Below are 23,687 nucleotides of genomic sequence, written 5' to 3' on the forward strand. Positions count from 1 at the left end.
CAAGAACATGAAAAACAAGACATTGTATACGATATTGACCATGATACTGATCCTTTCGAGCCTTTTGGAAGGATTGGATGCCCAGATTCTTCCGATGGTTGCCAAGGAGCAGGAAACTCCCATCCTTTTGGTTGGGGGGACCGTCCATACCGGAGATGGCCGGGTACTGGAGGACACCGCGGTCGGATTTGACAAGGGGACCATTACCTTCTTGGGCAAAGCCTCTGATCTGGACGCCAATGGGATCGATTATAAGATCATAGACATAACCGGACAACAGGTATATCCGGGTTTTATCCTTTTGAATTCCATTATCGGTATCAACGAAATCAGTGGCGTTCCGCATACCAATGATACCTTGGAGGAAGGGGATTATCTTCCCAACCTACAAACAGTCTACGCCTTTGATATGACATCAACTTTTCTTCCACCTTTGCGGTTCAATGGGGTTCTTTACATTGAATCGATTCGATCAAGAGGTGTCATTCCAGGCACCTCATCGGTAATGTCCTTGGATGGCTGGAACTGGGAGGAAGCCGTATTCAAAAGGGCTGCGGCCATACACCTCGATTGGCCCTCTGCCCTATCGAGTTATTATGATGCCGAGACGAACAGCAGGATGCTCCGCCCCAATACTTCTTACGAAAAGATTACCGGTGAACTGGAAAAATTGTTCTCCGATGCCAAGCAATACGAACAAATGCCCACTGCCCAAACCAATTTGAAGTTGGAGGCCTTAACGAATCTGTTCCAAAAAGAAAGGGTACTTGTCATCCATGCGAATGAACCCAAGGAAATCATACAGAGCATCACCTTTGCCAAGTCCTTTGGCATTGACCAAATCTCCTTGGTGGCCTCTGAGGGTTCCCTGGAAGTTGTCGATTTTCTCAAGGAAAACCAAGTTCCGGTGATTGTACCGCCTACCTACAACCTCCCCAGAAACGATGATATGGACTATGATGCCTTTTATGGTTTGCCAACAAAATTGCAACGGATGGGCATCGAGGTATCCATGTACCATGTGGGATCGTTGTCCAACTCCATCAATCTGCCCTTTTATGCGGGAACATCGGTGGCATTTGGGATGAAAAAGGAGGAAGCCCTGAAAACCATTACTTTGCATCCCGCAAAAATTCTGGGAATTGACGATAAGCTGGGGTCCATTGCCATGGGCAAGACAGCCAGTCTATTTGTGTCCAAGGGGGATGCACTCGATATACAGACCAATGCGTTGACCTTGGCATTTATTGGCGGCAAGCAGATCGATTTGGAAGGACCACAACAATTGGACTACAAACGCTATTCCTCCAAATTAGGCCAGAACGAATAGATAGATGGGAAAAATTGAAGCAACGATAACCGGAATCAGTGACTGGATTTGGGGATTTCCCCTATTATTGCTGTTGGTGGGTGGCGGAATATATCTTTTGGTGTATTCCAGGTTATTGCCGTTCAAGCATTTCTGGCATGCCCTTCAGGTCATCAGGGGAAAGTACGAGACGGCCTCGAATGTTGGACAGATCAGTGCTTTCAAGGCATTGACCACAGCCTTGTCCTCCACCTTGGGCATGGGCAATATTTCAGGGGTGGCCCTTGCCATTACGATGGGTGGGCCTGGTGCCCTTTTCTGGATGTGGATCAGTGCCTTGATCGGGATGGCGACCAAATATTATACCTGTTCCCTTTCCGTCATGTACAGGGGTACCGATGATTCGGGGGAATCTCAAGGGGGGCCCATGTATGTCATCGTCAATGGTCTAGGCAAACCATGGAAACCCCTGGCCATTTTCTTTTCAATGGCAGGGATCTTTGGCTCACTTCCCATTTTTACGGCAAACCAGTTGACCCAGGTCGTCGTGGAAGTGATGCCCCTCTCGTTTATGGGACCATCCAAGGACCTGACCCTTTCAATGGTGGCGATCGTAATCTGCTTTTTGGTGGGTCTGGTCATATTTGGGGGAATCAGGCGCATAGCAAACCTGGCCAGTCGACTGGTCCCTTTTATGGTCACTTTGTATTTTTTATCTGTTAGCTATATTTTGGTGGTCAACCATGGTAGGATCATTCCGGTCCTAATGGACGTATTTAGGGATGCCATGACCGGCGATGCGGTGTTGGGGGGAAGTCTGGGTGCCATCATCATTATGGGGGTACGAAGGGCCGCCTTTTCGAATGAGGCAGGTATCGGCACCGCTCCCTTGGCACATGGTGCCTCAAAGAACACCGAACCGATCAAGGAAGGACTGGTAGCGATGTTGGGGCCCTTTATCGACACCATAGTGGTATGTACCTTGACCGCCATTGCCATCTTGGTCACGGGAAGTTGGCAGCGTTCGGACCTCAGTGGTGTGTCCATTACTTTGGAAGCTTTCGTTTCTGCCATGCCTGTAATAGGTGCCCCGTTGTTGATCTTTATCGTGGCCATATTCGCATTGACCTCTTTGTTCACCTATTCCTATTATGGATCGAAATGTGTGGTATTCCTGTTTGGAGCCAAATATCGGAACATCTATAACTACCTGTATATCGCGGGCATATTCCTTGGCTCGGTTTCCTCCTTGGCCGGTGTCGTGGGCATCATCGATATCAGCTTTGCCCTAATGTCCATCCCCACCATGGTTTCGGCGATTTTATTGGCACCGCGCATCAATGCGGCCAACGCATCCTATTTCAAGAAAATTGAACTGCAAAAACAACTAGCTTAAAAATCCTATTATGAAAAAAATCTTTGTACTCCTAAGCCTGTTGGCCATAGCGAACCTATTTGGCCAAGAACAACGGTTCCAGGGCCAACCCCCTGTGAATGCCGTACCAACGGATTCCAAACCGGTCCAAAAGCAATGGAAGGGACAGTTTGCCTTTCCGGATCAAGGTATAACCTTCTCCAATGAGTTCGACGGTGCCCGGTTGAACGGCTTGGTCCAGAACAATGACAGTACCTATACCCTATTGATCACTTCGGAGAACACTCCGATCAATACCAGTCCGTGGTATGCGTTCAAGGTTTGGGGAAAGCGTCCTATGACCATTGATGTATGGCTGACCTATCAAGCGGACAACAAACACAGGTACTATCCAAAGCTCAGCCATGACGGAGTGCACTGGACCGCATTGGATTCCCTTCGTTATGTTGAGATTGGTAAGGGAGAAAAGGCCTTTGGCCCCGGCTCCTTGCCTGAAAAGGTCAAAATGCGATTGGAAGTGGGCCCGGATACACTCTGGGTCGCTGGACAAGAATTGGAAAATTCGGCCCGGGTAAATGCCTGGATGGACAGTATTTCCCAGAAAAAGTTCGTGACCAAGAACACCATTGGAAAGAGCCGTGAGGGCCGGAACCTCAATTTGCTCAGCATTGGCGATACGGACTCCAAAAATATGATTATGATCATTTCCAGACAGCATCCCCCTGAGGTAACAGGGTACCTGACTATGAAATCCTTTGTGGAGACCCTTTCCTCGAATACCAAATTGGCCAAAAAGTTCCGAAAGGAATTTACCATCTATGTGGTCCCCTTGATGAACCCTGACGGGGTCGACAATGGGTTTTGGAGACATAATACCGGTGGAATAGACCTCAACCGGGATTGGGCCAATTTTAACCAACCGGAAACCTCTGCGGTCAAGGATTTCATGGAAGGGATGGTCGAGAAGACCCAAGGGAAGTTCTATTTCGGCATAGATTTCCATTCCACTTGGGATGATATTTACTATACCGTGGATCCGGAACTCCATGGAAACATGCCCAATTTGGTCTCCACCTGGCTGGATGGCCTAAAGAAGCGCATCGAGGGATATGATCCCAATATCAAGCCTAATGGGGATTTGGTCCCTACCACGGTATCAAGGAACTATTTCTTCGTAAAACATGGTGCCGAGGCCTTGGTCTTTGAGGTCGGGGACAATACCCCAAGGGATTTTTTAAAGGAAAAGGCGGAGAAGGGCGCCGAAGCACTTATGGAGATCATGTTGGAGCGTATCAAGGACATTCCCTGACCCGGACAAAAGAGCAAAACCCGGAATCCAGAAAAGCAACATTAAGTACCTTAAAAATAAACCCATGAAAAGAATGCTATATTTTCTTCCCTTACTACTATTTACCCAATGTACCCGTGAGTTACCTGCCGAACCGACAGGTTTGGTCACGGAAAATGCCATGGTCGTCTCTGCACGTAGGGAAGCTTCGGAGATAGGCGTTGAAATCATGAAAAAAGGCGGGAATGTTTTCGATGCCATGGTAGCCACCGAACTTTCCCTAGCGGTGGCCTACCCTTTTGCGGGAAACCTCGGGGGCGGGGGATTTATGGTCTATCGCAAGAGTAATGGTGAAGTGGGAAGTATCGATTACAGGGAAAAGGCTCCATTGGCCGCCCATAGGGACATGTATCTCGACTCCCTGGGCAATGTCATACCTGGGCTGAGCACATCTGGGGGAACCGCCGTAGGTGTCCCAGGTACCGTGGCCGGGGTTCTGGAAGTCCACAAGAAATTCGGAAAACTGCCCCTCAACAAAATCATGGAACCCATCATTGCCTTGGCGAGAAAAGGGGTCGTGGTGACCGAAAAACAGGCCAAAAGATTAGAAGGTACCCGAAAACGATTCATTGAAGCTAATAGTGACAGCACCAAGTTCGCGACCGTGTACAAAGCTGGTGATACCATCAAATACCCGGCATTGGCCACCACCTTGGAAAAGATCATGAACGAGGGACGTGATGGGTTCTACAAAGGGGAGGTAGCCCAAAAAATAGCGGCCTATGTACAGGCAAAGGGAGGTGTGATCACGGAGGAGGATCTCGCTAGGTATGAGGCCAAGTGGAGATCGCCCATTGTATTTGACTACAAGGACATCAAGATCATCTCAATGGGTCCCCCCAGCAGTGGTGGTATGACCATGGATCAGATCTTTACCATGATAGCACCCTATGAAATAGCTAGCTATGGCCACAATTCGACAAGGGCCATCCAATTGTTCACCGAAGCTTCCAGAAGAGCCTATGCGGATCGGAACCATTACCTTGGTGATCCCGATTTCGTGGACATTCCCTATAAGGGGCTCATGGACGTTGACTACTTAAAGTGCAGAATGGCCGATTTTACTTTTGATAGGGCCACCTTGTCCTCGGAAGTAGGCCATGGAACGGTGGAAATTGTGGAAAGCAGCGAGACCACCCACTACTCCATTATCGATGCGGAGGGCAATGCCATCAGTGCGACCACGACCCTGAACGGTGGATACGGTTCCAAACTTTATATTGATGCCTTGGGATTTTTCCTGAACAATGAAATGGATGATTTCAGTACCAAGCCCGGTGTTCCCAATATGTTCGGTCTTCCTGGCTCCGAGGCCAACAGTATTGCACCCGAGAAACGAATGTTGAGCAGTATGTCACCGACCGTAGTGGAAAGGGACGGCGAGCTTTACATGGTCGTCGGCACCCCTGGAGGTTCCACGATCATCACGGCCGTGGCCCAGACCATACTCAATGTCCACGAGTTCAATCTCAGCATGCAGGATGCCGTGAACGCTCCGCGGTTCCACCACCAATGGATGCCCGATGTAGTCGTGTTCGAACCCGAAGGCTTTCCTTTGGAAACCATTGAAACCCTAAAGGCAAAAGGCTACCAAATCAATGAGGGCAGGACCCGGATCATAGGAAAGGTAGACGCCATCCGAGTGCTGGAAGACGGCAGACTTGAGGGCGGGGCGGACAAACGAGGGGACGATACCGCTGCGGGATATTGACCACCCAGAGAACCAAACCCTACTTGGTAAAACGCATACTGATGATTTTTGAGACCATTGACTTTACGTATCCTATACACCTTCAAGGTAAGGGAATTTACCCATGAAAGATTGAAACGTTCTTCCTCAAATATCGCTTACCCTTTATATTCCTGATTGATATCCCTTTAATTTAAAAGCCAAAGACACCTTGGGGCGATTACAAACAAAAAATTGAACTTTACATATTATAGTAAAGGAATTTTCAAAAACCAATAAATTCAATTATTGGTTGCGGTTTATGGAAAATCACGATATTCAACCAATGGTATCCACTTCCTTGATTAGGTATCCAACGTTAGAAAAATGCATTGAAAGAAGGTAAACAAGCCCAAAAGCTATCAAAATTCCCCCAAAAGATGCCCTGTATATCCACCGCAAAGTGAAAACCCATGATTCCAAAAGCAATAGGAATCATAGCTAACAATGCAACAATTATCCATCTACCAACGACCAAAAGTATAACTGGTAACAGTTCCACCACACCCACTGTTGGCATTATAAATTTATTGGCCAATAGTCCTTTGTAAACAGCAATGGACTCCTCGGTCATCACACGGTCGTGAGGCAGAAATCCAAAAAACTTATACAATCCGAATAGGATCAAGGTAACCCCCAATCCTATTTGAACCATTTAATCTATTCTTCTGGACATTCCTTTTATTTCTTGGTAAAATGATATCCAACCGATTCAACGGCAGAAGTGATTTCCTCTGCTGGATAGTGGGTAGGTAGAGATAAGTAGATTAAAGATTTGCATTTCGTGTCCTTGTTTTGGTCTACTATTTGATCTACATTATACATTCTCCCATTTTATTTTTGTGAGTCTATTTGATATGGACAGAATTATTTCCAAAATGCTTTCCTCTTTTGGCAATTTTCCATAAACCAAATACTCAAACTCATTGCGATAGGTATCTTTAAGTTGGTTCCATGTTTTTTCAGGTTCTTTGAAAATCAATGCTTGTTTTGGGTGGTACTTTAACCAATCATTGTTGTTCTTAAAACTTTGCGTATCATCATGGGCTACCCTTAGGAGCATTTTATCAAATGCACCCGAATTGAAAAATCCTAGAACCGTTTCATCCTTTAATAATTGATGAATATCGTATACATGCCTAATTTTGTTGTTCAAATCCTCAATTGGGTTTTTAGTATGGGAAAACCGGACCAAACTCATTATTTTTTCGCAAAGTGTTCTTTTGACATCCAACACAAGTACTTCAAAGGGTAATAATCCATAAGTCTCTGCTAGTTTGGTTTGGTTTGAGTCAACCATCATTTCATAGATATACGTATTGACGACCTTCTTAATATATGGTTCAAAGTGACCTAACCACGTAGCTTCAACAATGATAGTATCCCTTACTTGTCCAAAATCGCCCTCAAAGATTTTGGGATAGTTATAGGCAATCTTTCTTATCATTCCCATTTTATTGGTGATTCCATCAATATCCACCTCCTCGAATGGTTCTACTATTTCCTTGGTTATTCTTTTAAGCTTGTTCTTTAATTGGCTCCCCGTCTCTTCTTCCCTGCGCAATACTACCAAATCAATATCTTCACTAAAACGGTCAATGTATTTAAAACACTTTGACAAAGCTGTACCCCCCTTAAATATGGCCTCATCTTTGTTTGCACTTTCATAAATGAGCTTTAGGGCATAGCATATCCAATAATCCTTTTCCACGTAAATTTCTAGAATATCCATACGTTGGGCAGTTGCCCTTATCGCCTCAGCAAAGAGTTCACTATTAGTGTGCAGATTCATACGATATTCCAATTTGGTTGTGTTGTCAATGTGGTATCACGCAAATTATATCTATAGATAGTAAGTGGATTAAGTGAGTTTTTCAATTCTTTTATATCGATTGCCACATCAAGTTGTTCTAATAGTGCTCCCAACAAAGCCCTTACCCGTGGTGGGTACAAGAGAGCATACTTGATGAGTACATCCAATTCTTTGGGTGTCATTTTCCCTAAACGTCTTAAAAAAATAAGAATAGCGGATTTTTTATCAACATCCGGAATGCTATTAAGGTCTTTCATGGCATCCAAAAAACCCAACATCCTATAATTTTTATCAGTAACGGGTGCGTAGCTCTTTACGGGCTTTGCTTTGATGCCGCCTCTATTAATATATATGCGCTTTTCGGCACTTGCTATTTTGTATAGTGACGGTATTTGGGTAGTCAGGTTCAACTGATTGTACAAAGAGGTTCCGGTTATATAGGCTATTCGCTTACCATCTTCGTATAAATATGGTCTTAGAATATCCTCTTCCCTTGGCTTTAGTTCTCCAAAAACCGTTACATTGGGTTTGTAAAAAATGCCTTTGGACAATTTTCTTATAATTCCTTTTTTTTGTAGTCGTTCCAAGGCCTTTGCAGCGGTTACATATTCTTCTGACCGAATAGGTAAATCGGCATAACCAAAAGTACTGTCCTTCGGGAGTTCCGCTATTTTATCCGCTATTTTTTTCGCAATTGTCATTACAATGCAAAGATATCCAAATAAATTACATGTCAAGTTTTATGCGCAAAAAACTTGACATATTGATTAAAAAGATTATTCGATGATCCGCCTTGATATTAATTAGTCACAAGATATTATTGGTATAGGTTTTTAACAAACCACTCAATATGTTACTAGAAATTTCTCTTTGATGTGAACATACATTCCTCCACCATCCCTTATATTTTCAAAAATAGAGGCAATAGGAAATACACCGCAATGGCCAACACAAGAATGGAAATTAAATTCATTAAAAAACCAGTACGTACCATATCGGGGATTCTAAGGTAGCCCGATCCAAAGACCACCGCATTTGGGGGCGTTGCCACTGGAAGCATAAAAGCACAGGAAGCGGCAGTGGTACAGGCAACCATCAACACGAACGGATCAACATCCAAGGTCACCGCCAATGGTGCCAAAACAGGCAACATCATGGCCGTAGTGGCCAAATTCGAGGTGACTTCCGTCAAAAAATTTATGCAGGTTATGACCAATAATATCAACGTAAGCAAGGGTAATCCATCAAAGAATGTCATTTGTGAACCCAGATAAATTGCCAACCCACTAGTCTCAAAACCACTAGCGATGGCCATTCCTCCACCAAACAACAGAATTATCCCCCAAGGAATCTGAACAGCTTCTTCCCATTTTATCATCTTCCTACCCTTTCCAGCAGGCAAAATGAACAAAACAAGTGCCGCTCCAATGGCTATTATGGTATCATCTATCCCAGGAACAATCTTTTGTAATAAGAACGACCGTGTTATCCAACAGAGTGCGGTAAGAACAAAAACGGCCATAACAATCTTTTCTTCCCTTTTCATAGGTCCCAGTTCCTGTATAAGCCTATGGATCTCTTCCCTTCCCCCAGGAAATCTTCCTTGCCGCAACGGGTAGGCAATCCGCGTAAGGTATAGCCATGCCAAAATCAACAGTAGAATCGATATCGGAAGTCCAAACTTCATCCATTGCCAAAAACTGATATCCAACCCATAGGCCTTCTGTACAAAACCGGCGAAAACCAGATTGGGTGGGGTACCTATCAATGTTGCTATCCCTCCAATGGATGCCGAATATGCGATGGAAAGCATCAGCAACTTGCCAAAAACAGCATTTTCGTCCTTGGCGGTCCGTGGATTGTCCTTTAACTGTTTTACAATGGATATGGCCATCGGCATTACCATCACTGCAGTGGCCGTGTTCGATATCCACATGGAAAGAAACGCAGTAGCCACCATAAATCCTAATACAATGGTATACATATTGGTACCAATGGCCCTTATGATATGCAATGCGATTCTCTTGTGCAGGTTCCATTTTTCTATGGCCATTGCCAACATAAACCCACCCATGTACAAGAAAACATATTTATGGCCATAGTTAGCTGTGGTTTCCTCTAGGCCCAGTGCCCCCAACATGGGAAACAAAACAATGGGAAGCAGCGCCGTGGCAGCTATCGGAAGCACCTCCAAAATCCACCAAACACCTATCCATAAGGTAACGGCCAAGATATCCCTTCCTTGGGAGGAGAGACCCTCCCCGCTAAAAAAGAAATGAATGAGAAGAAACAGAATCGGACCAAGTAAAAGGCCCATACGTTTATATGACATGTTTTTTGAATTGATTTGGTATGGTTATATAAAAAAGAGGCGTTGATCTATGATCGAACCGCCTCTTTTCGCAAAGATTACAAGATTTAATTCATATGTTCCTTGTCCATCCAGTACAACAGGTAAGGAATGTTATAGGCATGGGTCCATCCAAATACGCGAAGTCCTTGATTGGTTTCCCAATTGGTAAAGCTCTTTTTACTTTTTGGCAAATAGGAAATCTTGACCAGATCTTCGCTAAAAGCTTCCGCATTTTCATAGGACGCTGGTTCTTTGGGCAGTTCTCCGATCATTAGTACTTTGGCTCTCTCAAGAGCTTCATTCAGATACACTTTTTCCCCACTGAACTCATATCCTATCAACAATGGATATATGGTCGCCAAATATGATTCCATCTCATGGTTCAAGGGAGGCACATCCCTGACCCAGCGAGCATGTTTCAAAAGAGCTTGTCTCACGGTTTCATCACCGGTTATCTGTTGGTACTTATAAAGTCCTTGGGCAACATAGGTCTGACTATACCCATATCTATCCAAGAGTAGGTTTCCTCCCTGACGTTCCTGGAATTCCAACATTAACTTGACCCTATCGTCCAGTTCGTCCTTATACTTTTGGAGCTTGGTGGCATCGTACAGTTCAACAAGGTTTAAAACGGATAGATATAACCTTCTTCCCCTTAGATCATGCTCCCCCCATATTCTGTTGATATAAGTATCCCCAGTCATTCTGGCCACTTCGAGGGCCCTATGGTCGGCAGAAAGGTAATATGATGCAATCCAACCTTGTATCCATACATGGGCACTCAAAAGAGCATACCAGTGTTCATTGGCATGCCTTCTTCCTATGCCCAAATAGGGGGTGGACTTGGGTTCATCCTCATAGTTCCAGAAGTCTATGGCATCATTTATCTCCCCATAATAGGTTCTTTTTTTGGGCCAATGCACATTGTCCACATCCATGGTATGCCTACTCATGGCTTGGGCCAAATTATAATATTTGGAGTCTCCTGTCCGCATAAAGTTGGTCCAGAGCATGAAGTCCACTGTGGGTTCATTATTGGTCCATTGTACCCATTTTCCATTAAAGTAGTAACTTTTCCCATCCCCATAGTTGAAAATCCCATACCACGGCTCATGCTTTTGGTTATAGGCCCACCATTGGTATTTATATTGCAGGGCGTTCTCAAATTCCGGATGCTTGGATGAAAAAGGGGCCATATTACCGTATGCCTTGGATTGGGTATACCACTCAGGTGTGGCATGCGCCACTGGGTTTTCGATGATATAATCCATCTTTTTCCCTACTTTATCCATAGCATCGTTGTTGTGGAAGTAATAGACAAACTCTGTGGTCTTGGTAATCCCTTGGGCAAAATTGCCCAACATGCCCCCATCCGGTTCGGTATTATGTCTAGCAAAGTTCATGGGACCGTTTTCCTTGGGCCAAACACTGCCCAAAAGAGTTCCATTGGCAGGATCGACCTCAATCCCTTTGGGATATTCCTTCATAAAGTTTTTAATCCCAACGCCTACTCCTCGTTTTCCGTCGGTAACGTTGAGCCATCCTTTAGCCCTTTCCACTATTGCTTTACTTTCTTCCCCTTCTGAAACAGTGGCCCTAAATTCCAAAGCCGTATCGGGATTGTTCCCATCGTCCTCCTTTTTGAAACCGTTGAGGTACAAACTTCTTAAACTGGTGCTCTTTCTCCTTGCCGGGCCTTGTTGTAAAAGTTGAACTGGGGATTCCCCATTGGCAGCGATTTCCTCCAGAAAAGTATTGGCTTTGTCTTCTTTCCAGCTTCCTTCATATAGAGGCATTGAAACATTTACTTCATTATCCAGATGGTATTTAAGCTGAAGCCCACAGGCTGCAATTTGATCATTGGGCTGAGTCCAACCCATATCGTTCTCAGTGTTCTCCGTTACGATTATCTTATTTTGTGTGGCAATATTGGCATGTTCCCCTTCTTGTGGTTTATGTTTGTCCGGGATTCCTGTATAGGTCATGGTATGCAAAACTTTTATGTAGCTTTTTCCCGCATAGGCGTGCAACCAAATGGTAAAAGGGGACAGATTGTTATCCGATCTGCTATAGGTATAGGTTCCTTCTATCCGGAATATACTGTGCATCGGGCCAGATCCTTTCTCCCTGAACACCTCATTTATCACCGCTTTCGAAGTATCTATTCCGGCATCATCCAAAAGATCGAGAAAAGAACCCCTATTTTTTCCTGGTGAAGAAACAATGAGCTCCTCCTTATCAAACTTTCCATCTTTGTTGGAATCCAAAAACACTTCATCCAAAAAACCATTCCCTTTTTTATGTATGGAGAAGGACAAAGGCCCTGTATTCACCTCTATCCCACCTTGGGGCCGCATGTTGTTCATGGAAACAATCTTTTCTTTGGGAAGTATGGGTATTACAGAATCACCATATTCCAATATGTATTCTGAGTCTTTTTCGGAGAAAAAGAAAACCCATACCCATTTAACACTTTCGTCGGTTGGCCCCCAATTGCTCACTTCTGTGGTTTGACAAGGAATCTCAGTACCTCGGGATGTCAACAGACGTAGATGGTCCACCGAATGGAGTGTACCTTTTGGAAAAGGAATTCCAAGGGTTATTGGTGCACCTTCTTTATTGTTCTCTATGGTAATGTTGACCTGCTTGCCCTTTTCTGGGGTCCCACAGGATTTAAGCAAAAAACATGTAAGTAATATTAAAGCTAGTATTCTCATTTGTGCAATACGATTATACATTTTACAGACACAATGCAGCCGCGCCCAATATGGGAGCATCCATTAAGTCTGATGTTTCAATTTTTGTTTGTTCCAATTGTTTTTGATAAGCAAATGAAATTAAGGTTTCATGCATCGATTCTTTAAAAAACGCATATGCCTTGCTTATGGATCCGCCAAGGACTATGGCTTGGGGAGCATACATATAAAGAATGGCCTTGATGGCTTCTCCTAGATGAACTCCGTATTCCTTGTACGCCTGTAGAGCTAACTTATCTTTATCCATGGCCTTCCTGAATAAGGCTTTGGCCGACTCCCCGTATTTTTCATCAAAGAAAAAACTACCTGCATAATGCTCCATAATCCCATCCTTATAAGGAATCATACCTACTTCCCCCGCTCCGCACAGTACGCCATTGTATAGCTTTCCATCCACCAAAATGCCCATACCCAATCCTGTTCCCAATGAAAGCGCTACACAATTCGAATATCCCATGGCTTTCCCAAAATGCTTCTCGCCCAACGCGAAACAGTTGGCATCGTTGTTAATATGGACAGGCACATTGTACCGATCTTGAACTTTTCTTCTCAAAGGAACTTTTGTCCAAGATGGAATGTTTTGTACATCATATACCATTCCTGAATCTGGATCTACTACCGCGGGAACACCTATACCTATGGCTCGAATTGAATCAGTCATAAGCTCATCAATGGCCCCAAACACCTTATTGAGGGCAATTTCCTCTGAATCATCTCGATTTACTTCAATGAGATGGGTATCCACTATTCTGTTTCCCATCACCCTGCCCGATTTGATCTTAGTTCCACCTATATCAACCCCAAGAACCTCTGCTCCAATCCCTTTCACTGTTCCTTCTTTAAGCTTATCGTCTTATTATTTACCAAGGGTTTGGCCCAAAAGCCGATGGAAAGAATAAATGCCAAGGGCAGTATCAGAAAAAACATTCCAGATTTCAGGGTCAACATTTCACCCAGCCCCCCTACCATAAATGGAATGACCGCCCCACCTGCTATACCGGTACATAAAATTCCGGACAACGAACCATGGTGTTCCTTTACCGAGTTGAGCGCCAATGAAACTATAATGGAATACATTACCGAAATAAAGAATCCTACCATTGGAAAACCTATCAATGCCATTTGGGATGAGCCTGTCAAGGCCAAAATAAGACAGACTATGGTTATGGATGTTGCGAAAATCAACAGTTTCCGGCTATCCATAAACTTCAACAATAGAAGGCCCAGCAGACATCCTACCGTCAACATGGCCCAAAAATAGGATACAGTGTCAGCTCCTGTGGTTTGTGGGTCAAGTCCGTGGTATTCGGATAAGAATTGGGATATCCAATTTCCAACACCTTGTTCCGTACCCACATAACAAAACATCCCTATAAAATACAGTAAGGTCCATTTGTTTTTCAATAAATCCCAATAGGAGCTTTTGTCCCCTGCCCTTTCCTCCTCAGTCTTTTCAAACTTTGGATATTTGGTAAAAAAAACATAGAAAAACAACAAAAGGGATATTCCGGCAAACACAATATAGAGCGAGGCCCAAGGCAAATCCTCAGGCACCCATCCCCGCAACATGTCTGCAATCATATCGTTGGAAACCTCTTCCTTGTTCACCAAGTATTTATAGAGATAAGGACTTAAAAAAGACGCTGACCCAAACACCAATTGCGCCAGTACCGAGTTGAAGGCAAAATGTTCCTCACCTCCGGCCACGCGTAACATGGGATTAATAATGACCTGAAGGACCGCCATACAACAACCCAGTATAAATAGTGTAATACTGAACACGCTGTACTGTGGGGTAAGGGCAAAGCCCATAGAGGCAATGGCCATTACCAGAAAGGATACGGACAGTAAGGTCTTCTCACTAAACCTTTCGGAAAGGAACCCTGCAGGTATGGACATGATCCCATATGCGATAAAGAATGTAAATGGCAGTAGGCCTGTCAAAGTCAGACTTAGATCAAAACTACCCTTAACATCCACTATTATGGAGTTCAGTATGTTGGTGATGAAGGATATTACAAAGAATACGATCATTACCAACCCAATGATGTGAAAATATCTTTTGGTTGTGGCCTTGTTGTGCTCCATTTTTGGTTGGTTATTTTAATCTTGGGGTTCCAAATATTGGTCCACTCCTATTCTGTACCCAGCATGGGGAACAATTCCTTGATTTCTTCTTCGGTCGGTTGTTTTCCATACTCGCAAATCTCAAAGAACTCCACCTGCTTTACTTTGGAGACATCCACGTTGGGATACCACTTCTTTACGACTTCCAAAGTGCCGGCATCGGGTTTTCTGTTCATCCATCTGTCCTTCAGCCATGCCAGTCTTTCCTTTTCTCCTTTGGGAATGGTGGCAAGGTCCATTCCATTGGTCCATGGCAACCATTCGAACATTTGTGAATCGTGGGCCGCCAAACCTTTGACTTTGGTATCGATCACATCATCCACTATCACCGCAATGTCTTTTTGGAATGGGTATGGCTTTTTAAAGTGGTCGCTCATGTATAGAAAAACTGGATTCTTTTTAAGGGGTGGTGTGTCCGGAGCTACGTTGGGCACAATGTTCATGTAGGCTGCATCTTGTACAACGGAACCTGCATTTCTATGATCGGGATGATAATCATTGGGTCTCAACCCTAAAACGATATCAGCGTTCCAGCCACGTATTCTTCGGATTACCTCCAGTCGAACGTTCAAAGTGGGAAACAGCTCCCCATCATGGTTATCCAGAACTTCGTATTCCGCAATACCCAAAGCTTTGGCCGCATCCTTGGCCTCTTGTCTGCGCTTTTTGGCCAATGGCCCTCCTCCCATGCTTTGGTGGCCTGCGTCTCCGTTGGTCAACGCCAAAAATTTCACATTGTGGCCCATTTTTGCAAAGAGTGCTGCAGTACCCCCGAATTTTGAGTCACAGTCATCAGGGTGTGCCCCAATGGCTATAATATTGAGTACTTTTTTTTCTTGTGCCTGGATGGTTGCAAAGGCAAAGCAAAGGCAAATTGCCATCATTAATTTTCTCATCGTATAATCTATATTAGGTTCCTTAAAAATTTAATAATTGTGATTTTGGTCGATTCTTTTAAAGCAACTTTATGAAACGGACCCCTGTCCTTTTTGACAATGGCACCCATAGCATCATAAGTAGGGATTCATGGTCTTTTGGGGCGCTACCAATCAAACTAACTTAAATAATGAAAACACATTATAACGTAATCAAAGTCATTGCTTAGTTCTGTACAAAATTTGGGTTAATGTCCATCTCACGTTGTGGGATATAGAAAAACTCCCTTGTCCCGGTGATGAAGGGTTCAGCATCCTGGATTTTATCCACCATACCAAAGCGTTTTAAATCTGGCCATCTATGGTTCTCAAAAGCAAGCTCCACTCTTCTTTCCTGCAATAGTTTTTCTTCGAAGGTTCCTGGAGTGGAGGCATCAATATCGGGAAGATTTACCCTATTCCTAATCTCATTGATCAAATCATAGCTTTCGGGTGTTTCCCCCAATGCTTCGGCCAGCATAAGAAGTACATCTGCATATCTAAAAACCACAAAGTTGGTATCGGAATCGTTTTCAATTGCCAAATCAGATCGGTACTTTTTGATGTACCTAGCTTCTATGGTCTCTCCTTCCAAATCCACATAAGAATCCCCCATCGATATATCATACCGAAGGTCACCGTCCTCATATGCCTCCAACATGGAAACCGTAGGTCGGTTTCGCCCAAATCCTGAGCCTGTTTGCAAATCGGTACTGGGTGAAAAATCGTTGGTAAAAAGGCTTCCTTGTCCAATCCCCCCACTGATGTATTGCACCTCAAAAATGGATTCCGCATTGTTCTCATTGGCCACACCCCATAAATCGGCATAGTCTGGAAGCAGTTCATATCCATAATTGGCTATGATTCTCCGAAGTACCGTTTCAGCAGCAGAATCTTCACCCAAGGTCAGCAATACCTTGGCCAAAAGAGTAGCAGCCGCTCCCTTTGTTGCTTTTCCCACTTCACTGCCCGAGTAAGAAACCGGTAAGGCATCTTCGGCCGCGGTCAGGTCCGTGACCAATTGTCCCAAAATCGTGTTTTGGTCGACCTGTGTCAGCTCTTCCCCAGAGATATATGGTGTAAGCTGTAAAGGGATGTTTCCAAAACCGATGGCCATATGATAGTACACCAATGATCTAATGAACAGTGCTTCTCCTGTGACCCTGTTCTTTAGGGAGGCATCCATTTCCACATTAGGTATCCGTTCCAAAATCACGTTGCAATTGGCAATCACCTTGTACGATTCACTCCATGCGGAAGTAATCTGCTCGTTCAACGCATCTTCGGTAAAGGAATTGATTTCGGTGTATTGACGTGCCAACCCTGTGGCATCCGGACCTTGATCGGTATTATCGCTTCGCATCTCGAACATGGTCCAATACCCCCTTCCATAAATTCCTGTGCTTTGAAGCCCTGAATAACTTGCATTGATGGCCACTTCAAAATCATCCGCAGAATTATAGAAATCGGCTTCATTCCTATTGGATACTGGTGCAAGGTCGGTAAAGTCTTCACTACATCCGGCGAATAGAACCGTGCATAGTATTATATATAGAACTCGTTTCATGTTTTCCATTTTTTAGGTTAGAACTTTAAGTTTACTCCTAGGGTAAAGGATTTGGTCAATGGAAATGCTCCATAATCCTCGCCCGGGGTTAAACTGTTCGTGGTAATACTACTCACCTCTGGGTTGTAACCAAGGTAATCGGTAATCGTAAAAAGATTTGTTCCCGTAACATAGAACCTAAGTTTCTGGATGTTGCTTCCAAAAAGATTATTGGTTGGCAATGTATAACCCAAGGTCACATTCCTCAATCGGATATACGACCCATCCTCTACTTGGAAAGAAGACGGTCTGTTGTTATTTCCATGATTTCCAGATTCTCTGTCCGCCCGTGGAATCGACCCGTTCCCAGGGTCGGAAGGCGACCTCCATCGTTCATTGAAAATGGCATAGGAATTAAAATTGGCCTCCCCGTTCTTCATATGTCTTGAGGTAAGGTTCAAGATCTCATTCCCTTCGACTCCTTGGATCAAGAAGCTCAAATCTATGTTCTTGTACTTGAACCTATTGTTTACCCCCCAGGTAAAATCCGGAAAATAACTCCCGGTAACCGTTCTATCATCTGGAGTGATCTCTCCGTCCCCATCAATGTCCTTGAACTTGAAATCACCGACACCTGGATCAGGAGCCTGGGTATCCAGGGGAGCACTATCTATTTCTGCCTGTGATTGGTATATACCGTCCACTACATATCCGTAATAGCTTCCTATCGGGTCTCCTACCCTTGTTACGTGGCGTACACCGGCACTACCTGAAGAATAAATGGGTTCGTTTCCTTCATTGAGCGAAAGCACTTCATTCTTATTGGTTGAAAAATTGATATCCGTATTCCACGTAAAATCTCCTACAAAATTCTTGGTGCTCAACGCAATCTCAAATCCCCTGTTTTGTACTTCACCAAGATTTCTCAACGTAGTTTCAAACCCAGATACCGAGGAAATGGCAACATTCAACAACAAATCTCTGGTTTTTGTATCGTAGTAATCGGCCAAAAGAAAAACTCGATTGTTGAACAATCCCAGTTCAATACCTGCATCAATCTGTTCCGATTTCTCCCAAGTCAGATTGGGATTGGGAATGGTACTCTGGACCAAACCGTTGATTTCATTTCCTCCCAAGTTATAGTTTTGGGGGGATAATAGGCCAACGGCCCCATAATTGGGAATCTCAAAGTTACCCGTCTGCCCCCAACTCAATCTAAGTTTTAGCTCGGAAACGGTTTCTGACCCGACCAAGAACGATTCTTCGTTCAATCTCCACCCCACCGAGAAAGAAGGAAAATATCCCGTTTGGTTATTCTTTCCGAATCTGGATGATTTATCGGAACGAATCGTACCGGTAAACAAATACTTGTCCTTGTAACTGTAGTTGACCCTGAATAGAGAGGACAATAACGACCACTGTTCCTTTACAGAGGTGCCACCAAACACCTGTCCCCCACTGATGGTGGGAACCAAATCATCCGGATAGTTGTTGGCCAATACCTGTTTCAATGTCAAATTGTCCTTTTGGGCGGTATATCCCAAAACAGCATCCAAGTAATGGTCTCCAAATTCCTTTTTCCAATTGAGGGTATTCTCCCAAAGCCAATTGGTCTCTGTGGAAGATGATGCCTGTCCATACGGGTTACCATCCGCCGAATTTCTGTACAACAATGTGTTGGCACGGTAAAAATCCTGATTGTACAAATTAATGTATGCCCCTCCGAAGGTCTTAAAACTCAACTCCGGTAAAATATCGTAAGTCAATGCAAGGCTTCCCCTTGTCTGAAATTGGAATATTTGGTCATCCACGGCTTCGATGATTGCCAAAGGATTACTTGCCGTTGTGGTCCCACCTCCCAAATAGGATTGGTTGTTCAGTTGGTTTATGGTACCGTCAGGATTGTATGGACTCACTGTTGGAGAATGCACTATGGCTGAATAGACGATACCTGGAGGCGTGGCAAAATAAGGTGAAGATGCCGGTACCCGTTGGTTTTCGGTAACGGTCGGGGCCAATCTTACATCCAAGTTCAACTTTTTGGCAAGTTGGGAATTTAGGTTCAGCAGTACGGAGTACCGCTCAAACTTCGCCTTATCTATAACCCCAGTTTGGGAAAAATAGCCCGTGGATACATAAAAACTTGTCTTGTTCCTTACCGGTGATGCGTATGAAAAATTGTAACTCTGAACTATCCCGGTCTTAAAGATAAGGTCTTGCCAATCAGTATCCGTACCATCCCAGTTAACAAAGGATTCCGGTAGTTCGTAGTTGGCATTCCCTCTATCTCCGGGTCCTATGGGATCATTGATGGAAGCTCCATCAACAGAGGCCAGATAATTGTTGTTCCTGGCATCCGTAGTATAGTCTATCAATTCTTGGGCATTCATCAAATCCAACTTATTGGCAACGGACTGTATGCTCACATAAGAATCAAAAGAAAATACTCCTTCTTCAGAGTTGGACCCTTTCTTGGTGGTGATCAAAAGAACCCCATTACCTCCCCTAGATCCATAAATAGCTGCGGCACTTGCATCCTTGAGTACTTGAATGGATTCAATATCATTTGGATTTAGCGTAGCCAATGGATTAATGGTCGGGGGTTGGAACGTAGCCCTTCTATTGGCAACACCTCCCAACTGACTTGATGAGGTAAGGTTACGCGAAATAGGGATTCCGTCCACAACAAACAATGGGTCGTTTCCCGCAGAAATAGAACCTGAACCACGCACCCTAATGTTAGGGGCCGCTCCTGGTTCACCGGAGACTTCCTGTACCTGCACACCGGAAACTTGGCCGATCAGGGCACCTTCCGGGGTCAGTGCGGGAACCTCAACAATGGTTTCTGGGGTAATGGAGACTACAGAACCTGTCACCTTGGTTTTGGCCAATGTTCCATACCCCACTACCACAACTTCTTCAAGGGCAGCGGCATCCTGTTCCATGGAAACCGTGATGGAGGTCTGTCCTGCCACATTCACTTCTTTGGGTCTATACCCAATATAGGTTACTTGGATTTCGGTAACACCTGCTGGCAATGTAATGGTAAATTTCCCGTCAAAATCGGTAGTTGTACCCACTGTGGTCCCTTTGGCCACAATACTTGCCCCCGGCAAGGGCATACCTGCTTCGTCCAGAACCGTACCCGAAAGGTTGGACTGCGGCTTTGGTGCATCAATTCTTTTCTGGGGAACTAAATTGGGCAGTGGCCCCTTGTCTTTGTGCTTCACCACAATTTGCCTTGCGATCACCTCAAAGTACAGGTCCGTATCCTTGAAAAGTTCTTTCATGAAATCTTCAACACAAAGGTCTTTGCGGGATATGGATACCTTATGGTTCAGGTCAACATCGGAAGCTTCATAGAAAAACTTGTATCCGGTTGATTCTGTAATCATTTCAAATACATCCCCTAGCTTCGTATTCTCAAAGCTTATGGCAACAATATCCTCTTGCGTACATGATGCCGCTTTCAAATGGCCGAATATAAACAGTAAGAAAAAACAGCATAATATTCTTCTACCGACCTTTGGCGACAAAGCATGGATAGTTTTGGTTTTTTTCATAATTCTTTTAGTCTAGTTAGTTAAGTATTCGTTTTTTGGTCTACTGGTTCTTCAAATCATAAGCACTATTGTTTGTTAGGTTCTTTTATTGTTATTGTTTTTCCTTCTTTTTGATAGCTGAAGCGGGTATGGGTCTGAATTGTTTTCAAAACCCGGTCTATGTCCTCCACATCGAACATTCCCGTGAATCTTCGCTCACCCAATTCTTCAAATTGGTTTATAATCCGTATGTTATACTGACGCTCCAGCTTTTTTATAATGTTGGACATCGCCTCGTTTTCAAAGGTCAATATGCCTTTGGTCCACGACACATATGAAGAAACATCCACATCTTCCACAACAAAACCACTCTCCACATCAAGTAGCTTTGAAGCTTTTTGTGAGGGCTTTAGCATTTGTGGGGTTTTGGAGGTATTTACATCAACTTCCCCAACTCCTACCGAGCCTTCTACCAAAACCACTTCCGCCACTCCATCCTCTGTATAAGCGGATACATTGAACACTGTACCATACACTTGGGTATATATTGTATTGGTTTTGACAAAAAACGGTTGTTCCGGGTTCTTGGCCACTTCAAAAAAGGCTTCTCCCTGCAAATACACCTCTCTTTTGTCCTTCCCGGAAAAACTAGCCGGATAGCTCAATGTAGATCCCGAATTCAACATGACCACGGTACCATCTTGTAGGGTTACCGAGAGCTTTTTCCCATAAGGGATCTTCAGTACATTGTTTTTTTCCACTTTCTTCCCTTTGGTTCCATTCTTTTGGGTGAGTACTCCTTCTACCAAAGAAAAAACAGTATTTCCCTTTTTGCTTTTAATCGTTCCATTGGCACTTGGGTCTAGATTCAACACTTCACCATTCTCCAATTGCAACGTTATCATATTTAAGTCCACTCGAGGAGTCATATCCTCTTGCGGAGTACTGTATAGCAATGCAAACAAGGATGTGGATACAATTACCACTATGGCAGCCGCATATTTCCACATATCTCCGCGTACCAACAATGACCTTACCTTTTTGGAGTCATTCTCTTTTATGGTTTCCAAGAAATTTTTGAAGGCTTCCTCAGACTTCCAAGATCTGTTCTGATAATTTATCAGGAAATCTGCCTGAACATACTTTTTGAACACTTCTTGGTTGTTCCCCTTTTTTACCCACTCATACAACATTGACAATTCTTCTTGGGTAGCTTCCTGGTTGATGTATCTTGTAATAGTTCTTCTTATATCGAACTTGGTCATCGGTGAAAATTTATCTCTTTTATAAAACAGACGCAGTTTTTCAAAAAACCCTTACCTGAATTTATTTTTTTAACACAAAAATTATGGAGTATGCTTTTTTTGCCCTGAAACTTTAGAAGGAACAATTCAGGGAAAATGAACCTACAGAGAGGTTTTTAGAAGAAAATGGTCAGTTGGGCCCTAAGTCTTTTCAGTGCTTTGCCCATATGCACTTCAACAGTTTTGATGGATATATCAAGTCTCTCGGAGATCTCTTGGTATTTAAGGCCTTCCTTTTTACTCATTATAAAGACCCGCTTACACTGTTCGGGGAGGTTTTCTATTTCGGTCTCCACTCTTTTCAATCGTTCCTCAAAAAGTGAAGCATCGGTATCTGCAACTTCCAGATACGCTTCTTGTTTGAGACTCTCCAACAACTCAAATTCCTTTTTCTTTTTCCGTTTTGAGTCTATAAAGAGGTGGTAGGCTATTTTGAAGATGTAATGCTTTAGTTTGTTTTCTTGGACAACCAACCGTTCCCTGTTGTCCCATAACCTAATAAAAGTTTGTTGGGCTATATCTTCGGCGACCCTTGTACTGCCAGAGACCACCGTCATGTAATTGCACAGTTCTCTATGGTATATCCCAAAAAGGTATCCATAGGCTTCTTGGCAGCCTTCTTTCAGCTGCTCAACAAGAAGATGTTCATCACTGTATTTTTTTTGGTCCATATATTTTCGTCTTAGTCATTCAGCGCGCGACCATTGGGAATACTTCCATTGTATCACCAATACCTGTCTCACGCTCTTAACGTAGCGGTAGTTCAAGCAAAGTGGCATGAACTACCTTTATCTCAAACGAAAAAGTGCCGTTACATAAAAATCCCCCAATACAATCTTGGGCTATTTTTAATAAAGGGAAGCTGTATAAGCTCCTTATTTCAATTCTTTGATCTGAAGTGACCAATAGAATAAATACCAAAAAACGTTAACAAATTATAAAAAAATCTTTAAATGATTTGTTTTTTTAAAAAAATATGAAGAGGAGCTTTGATTCCCCTATTACCCATTTCACCAATTAGCTTACTGTAACCCTATACCGAAAGCATTGGAATTGTAGATGAACTAAATCCTACTATTGTGTTTGGATGTACAACTCCGGAATAAGATTGATCATGGCTTACACACATCGGTTTCCTAAAGGGAGTTCAGCTTGATTTTTAACACGACCTATATCGTCATGTGTGCAAGTTATGAGATAGGGACGAAGCAATTACGGCCGTGTCTTCTAAAGAGGTTTGGGATATGGCAACCCCAATGGTTATAAAATATCAATAAAAAGGCTATATATCAACCTTAAAGTTAAAACCAAGGATTCCAAAAGCAATGGAGACCATGACCGATAGTGCAACGATTATCCATCTTCCAATAATCGAGCATATTCCGGATATAAGTTCGACAACACCTACCATGGACATTATAAATTCATTGGTCAGCAGCCCATGGCAAGCGAACACAAATTCTTTGATCATCACTTGGTTGTGCGGAAGAAGTTCAAAAAACATATCCAACCCGAATAGGATTAAGGTAACCCCCAATCCTATTCGAACCATTTAATATATTCTTCTGGAC

16 protein-coding genes are annotated in these 23,687 nt (G+C 43.6%); 4 read left to right on the forward strand and 12 right to left on the reverse strand.

Going from position 1 to position 23,687, the window contains the following annotated elements; all coding sequences use genetic code 11:
• Positions 1 to 7: 7 nt before the first annotated feature.
• The 4 genes from FOT42_RS17005 (at position 8) to ggt (ending at position 5,743) form a co-directional block, all read left to right on the forward strand.
• The gene (locus FOT42_RS17005; RefSeq protein ID WP_119647239.1) at positions 8 to 1,330 is read left to right on the forward strand and encodes an amidohydrolase family protein; all 1,323 of its coding nucleotides are present in this window, start codon (positions 8 to 10) and stop codon (positions 1,328 to 1,330) included.
• Positions 1,331 to 1,334: 4 nt separating this feature from the next.
• Positions 1,335 to 2,705, forward strand: a complete 1,371-nt coding sequence (locus tag FOT42_RS17010; RefSeq protein ID WP_119647238.1) for an alanine/glycine:cation symporter family protein — start codon at positions 1,335 to 1,337, stop codon at positions 2,703 to 2,705.
• A gap of 10 nt (positions 2,706 to 2,715) precedes the next feature.
• Positions 2,716 to 3,993: a M14 family metallopeptidase gene (locus FOT42_RS17015; RefSeq protein WP_119647237.1), complete on the forward strand. Its 1,278-nt coding sequence runs from the start codon at positions 2,716 to 2,718 to the stop codon at positions 3,991 to 3,993.
• Positions 3,994 to 4,057: 64 nt separating this feature from the next.
• Positions 4,058 to 5,743: a gamma-glutamyltransferase gene (gene ggt / locus FOT42_RS17020; RefSeq protein WP_119647236.1), complete on the forward strand. Its 1,686-nt coding sequence runs from the start codon at positions 4,058 to 4,060 to the stop codon at positions 5,741 to 5,743.
• A gap of 337 nt (positions 5,744 to 6,080) precedes the next feature.
• Here the strand turns inward: ggt and FOT42_RS17025 are convergent, their stop codons facing one another.
• The 12 genes from FOT42_RS17025 to FOT42_RS17080 form a co-directional block, all read right to left on the reverse strand.
• Positions 6,081 to 6,416, reverse strand: coding sequence for a hypothetical protein (locus FOT42_RS17025; protein ID WP_151891720.1), 336 nt, complete (start codon positions 6,414 to 6,416; stop codon positions 6,081 to 6,083).
• 162 nt (positions 6,417 to 6,578) lie between these two features.
• A complete protein-coding gene (locus FOT42_RS17030) occupies positions 6,579 to 7,553 on the reverse strand; it encodes a nucleotidyl transferase AbiEii/AbiGii toxin family protein (protein WP_036383532.1) in 975 nt (324 codons plus the stop codon).
• Entirely contained in the window at positions 7,550 to 8,311 is a 762-nt protein-coding gene (locus tag FOT42_RS17035) for a DUF6088 family protein (protein ID WP_226789936.1), read from the reverse strand. Before FOT42_RS17035 ends, FOT42_RS17030 begins: the two co-directional genes overlap by 4 nt.
• A 164-nt stretch (positions 8,312 to 8,475) precedes the next feature.
• Positions 8,476 to 9,906, reverse strand: coding sequence for an SLC13 family permease (locus FOT42_RS17040; protein WP_036383527.1), 1,431 nt, complete (start codon positions 9,904 to 9,906; stop codon positions 8,476 to 8,478).
• Between the two features lie 86 nt (positions 9,907 to 9,992).
• Positions 9,993 to 12,608 (reverse strand): exo-rhamnogalacturonan lyase family protein, encoded by a 2,616-nt coding sequence (locus FOT42_RS17045; RefSeq protein WP_225604829.1) that lies wholly within the window; start codon positions 12,606 to 12,608, stop codon positions 9,993 to 9,995.
• 58 nt (positions 12,609 to 12,666) lie between these two features.
• Positions 12,667 to 13,512 carry an ROK family protein gene (locus tag FOT42_RS17050; protein WP_225604830.1) on the reverse strand — a complete coding sequence of 282 codons (846 nt, stop codon included), beginning with the start codon at positions 13,510 to 13,512 and terminating at the stop codon, positions 12,667 to 12,669.
• Complete coding sequence (locus tag FOT42_RS17055) at positions 13,509 to 14,771, reverse strand: MFS transporter (RefSeq protein WP_036383526.1); 1,263 nt, start codon at positions 14,769 to 14,771, stop codon at positions 13,509 to 13,511. The genes FOT42_RS17050 and FOT42_RS17055 overlap by 4 nt, the downstream gene beginning before the upstream one ends.
• 47 nt (positions 14,772 to 14,818) lie before the next feature.
• Complete coding sequence (locus tag FOT42_RS17060) at positions 14,819 to 15,706, reverse strand: PIG-L deacetylase family protein (RefSeq protein WP_036383524.1); 888 nt, start codon at positions 15,704 to 15,706, stop codon at positions 14,819 to 14,821.
• 205 nt (positions 15,707 to 15,911) lie between these two features.
• Positions 15,912 to 17,291 (reverse strand): RagB/SusD family nutrient uptake outer membrane protein, encoded by a 1,380-nt coding sequence (locus FOT42_RS17065; protein ID WP_036386573.1) that lies wholly within the window; start codon positions 17,289 to 17,291, stop codon positions 15,912 to 15,914.
• A 17-nt stretch (positions 17,292 to 17,308) separates the two neighbouring features.
• Positions 17,309 to 20,833 carry a TonB-dependent receptor gene (locus FOT42_RS17070; RefSeq protein WP_036383522.1) on the reverse strand — a complete coding sequence of 1,175 codons (3,525 nt, stop codon included), beginning with the start codon at positions 20,831 to 20,833 and terminating at the stop codon, positions 17,309 to 17,311.
• Positions 20,834 to 20,898: 65 nt separating this feature from the next.
• A complete protein-coding gene (locus FOT42_RS17075; protein ID WP_051947309.1) occupies positions 20,899 to 22,077 on the reverse strand; it encodes a FecR family protein in 1,179 nt (392 codons plus the stop codon).
• Between the two features lie 155 nt (positions 22,078 to 22,232).
• Complete coding sequence (locus tag FOT42_RS17080) at positions 22,233 to 22,787, reverse strand: RNA polymerase sigma factor (RefSeq protein ID WP_036383520.1); 555 nt, start codon at positions 22,785 to 22,787, stop codon at positions 22,233 to 22,235.
• Positions 22,788 to 23,687: the final 900 nt, after the last annotated feature.

Source organism: Flagellimonas hadalis, from assembly GCF_007785775.2.
GTDB classification, from domain to species: Bacteria; Bacteroidota; Bacteroidia; order Flavobacteriales; family Flavobacteriaceae; genus Flagellimonas; species Flagellimonas hadalis.

Excerpts from the sequence above, each read along its gene's own strand:
- FOT42_RS17025 (WP_151891720.1), bottom strand. The coding sequence starts at position 6,416 with ATGGTTCAAATAGGATTGGGGGTTACCTTGATCCTATTCGGATTGTAT.
- FOT42_RS17030 (WP_036383532.1), bottom strand. The coding sequence starts at position 7,553 with ATGAATCTGCACACTAATAGTGAACTCTTTGCTGAGGCGATAAGGGCA.
- FOT42_RS17065 (WP_036386573.1), bottom strand. The coding sequence starts at position 17,291 with ATGAAACGAGTTCTATATATAATACTATGCACGGTTCTATTCGCCGGA.
- FOT42_RS17005 (WP_119647239.1), top strand. The coding sequence starts at position 8 with ATGAAAAACAAGACATTGTATACGATATTGACCATGATACTGATCCTT.
- FOT42_RS17055 (WP_036383526.1), bottom strand. The coding sequence starts at position 14,771 with ATGGAGCACAACAAGGCCACAACCAAAAGATATTTTCACATCATTGGG.
- FOT42_RS17075 (WP_051947309.1), bottom strand. The coding sequence starts at position 22,077 with ATGACCAAGTTCGATATAAGAAGAACTATTACAAGATACATCAACCAG.
- FOT42_RS17070 (WP_036383522.1), bottom strand. The coding sequence starts at position 20,833 with ATGAAAAAAACCAAAACTATCCATGCTTTGTCGCCAAAGGTCGGTAGA.
- FOT42_RS17060 (WP_036383524.1), bottom strand. The coding sequence starts at position 15,706 with ATGAGAAAATTAATGATGGCAATTTGCCTTTGCTTTGCCTTTGCAACC.
- FOT42_RS17015 (WP_119647237.1), top strand. The coding sequence starts at position 2,716 with ATGAAAAAAATCTTTGTACTCCTAAGCCTGTTGGCCATAGCGAACCTA.
- ggt (WP_119647236.1), top strand. The coding sequence starts at position 4,058 with ATGAAAAGAATGCTATATTTTCTTCCCTTACTACTATTTACCCAATGT.
- FOT42_RS17080 (WP_036383520.1), bottom strand. The coding sequence starts at position 22,787 with ATGGACCAAAAAAAATACAGTGATGAACATCTTCTTGTTGAGCAGCTG.
- FOT42_RS17010 (WP_119647238.1), top strand. The coding sequence starts at position 1,335 with ATGGGAAAAATTGAAGCAACGATAACCGGAATCAGTGACTGGATTTGG.
- FOT42_RS17040 (WP_036383527.1), bottom strand. The coding sequence starts at position 9,906 with ATGTCATATAAACGTATGGGCCTTTTACTTGGTCCGATTCTGTTTCTT.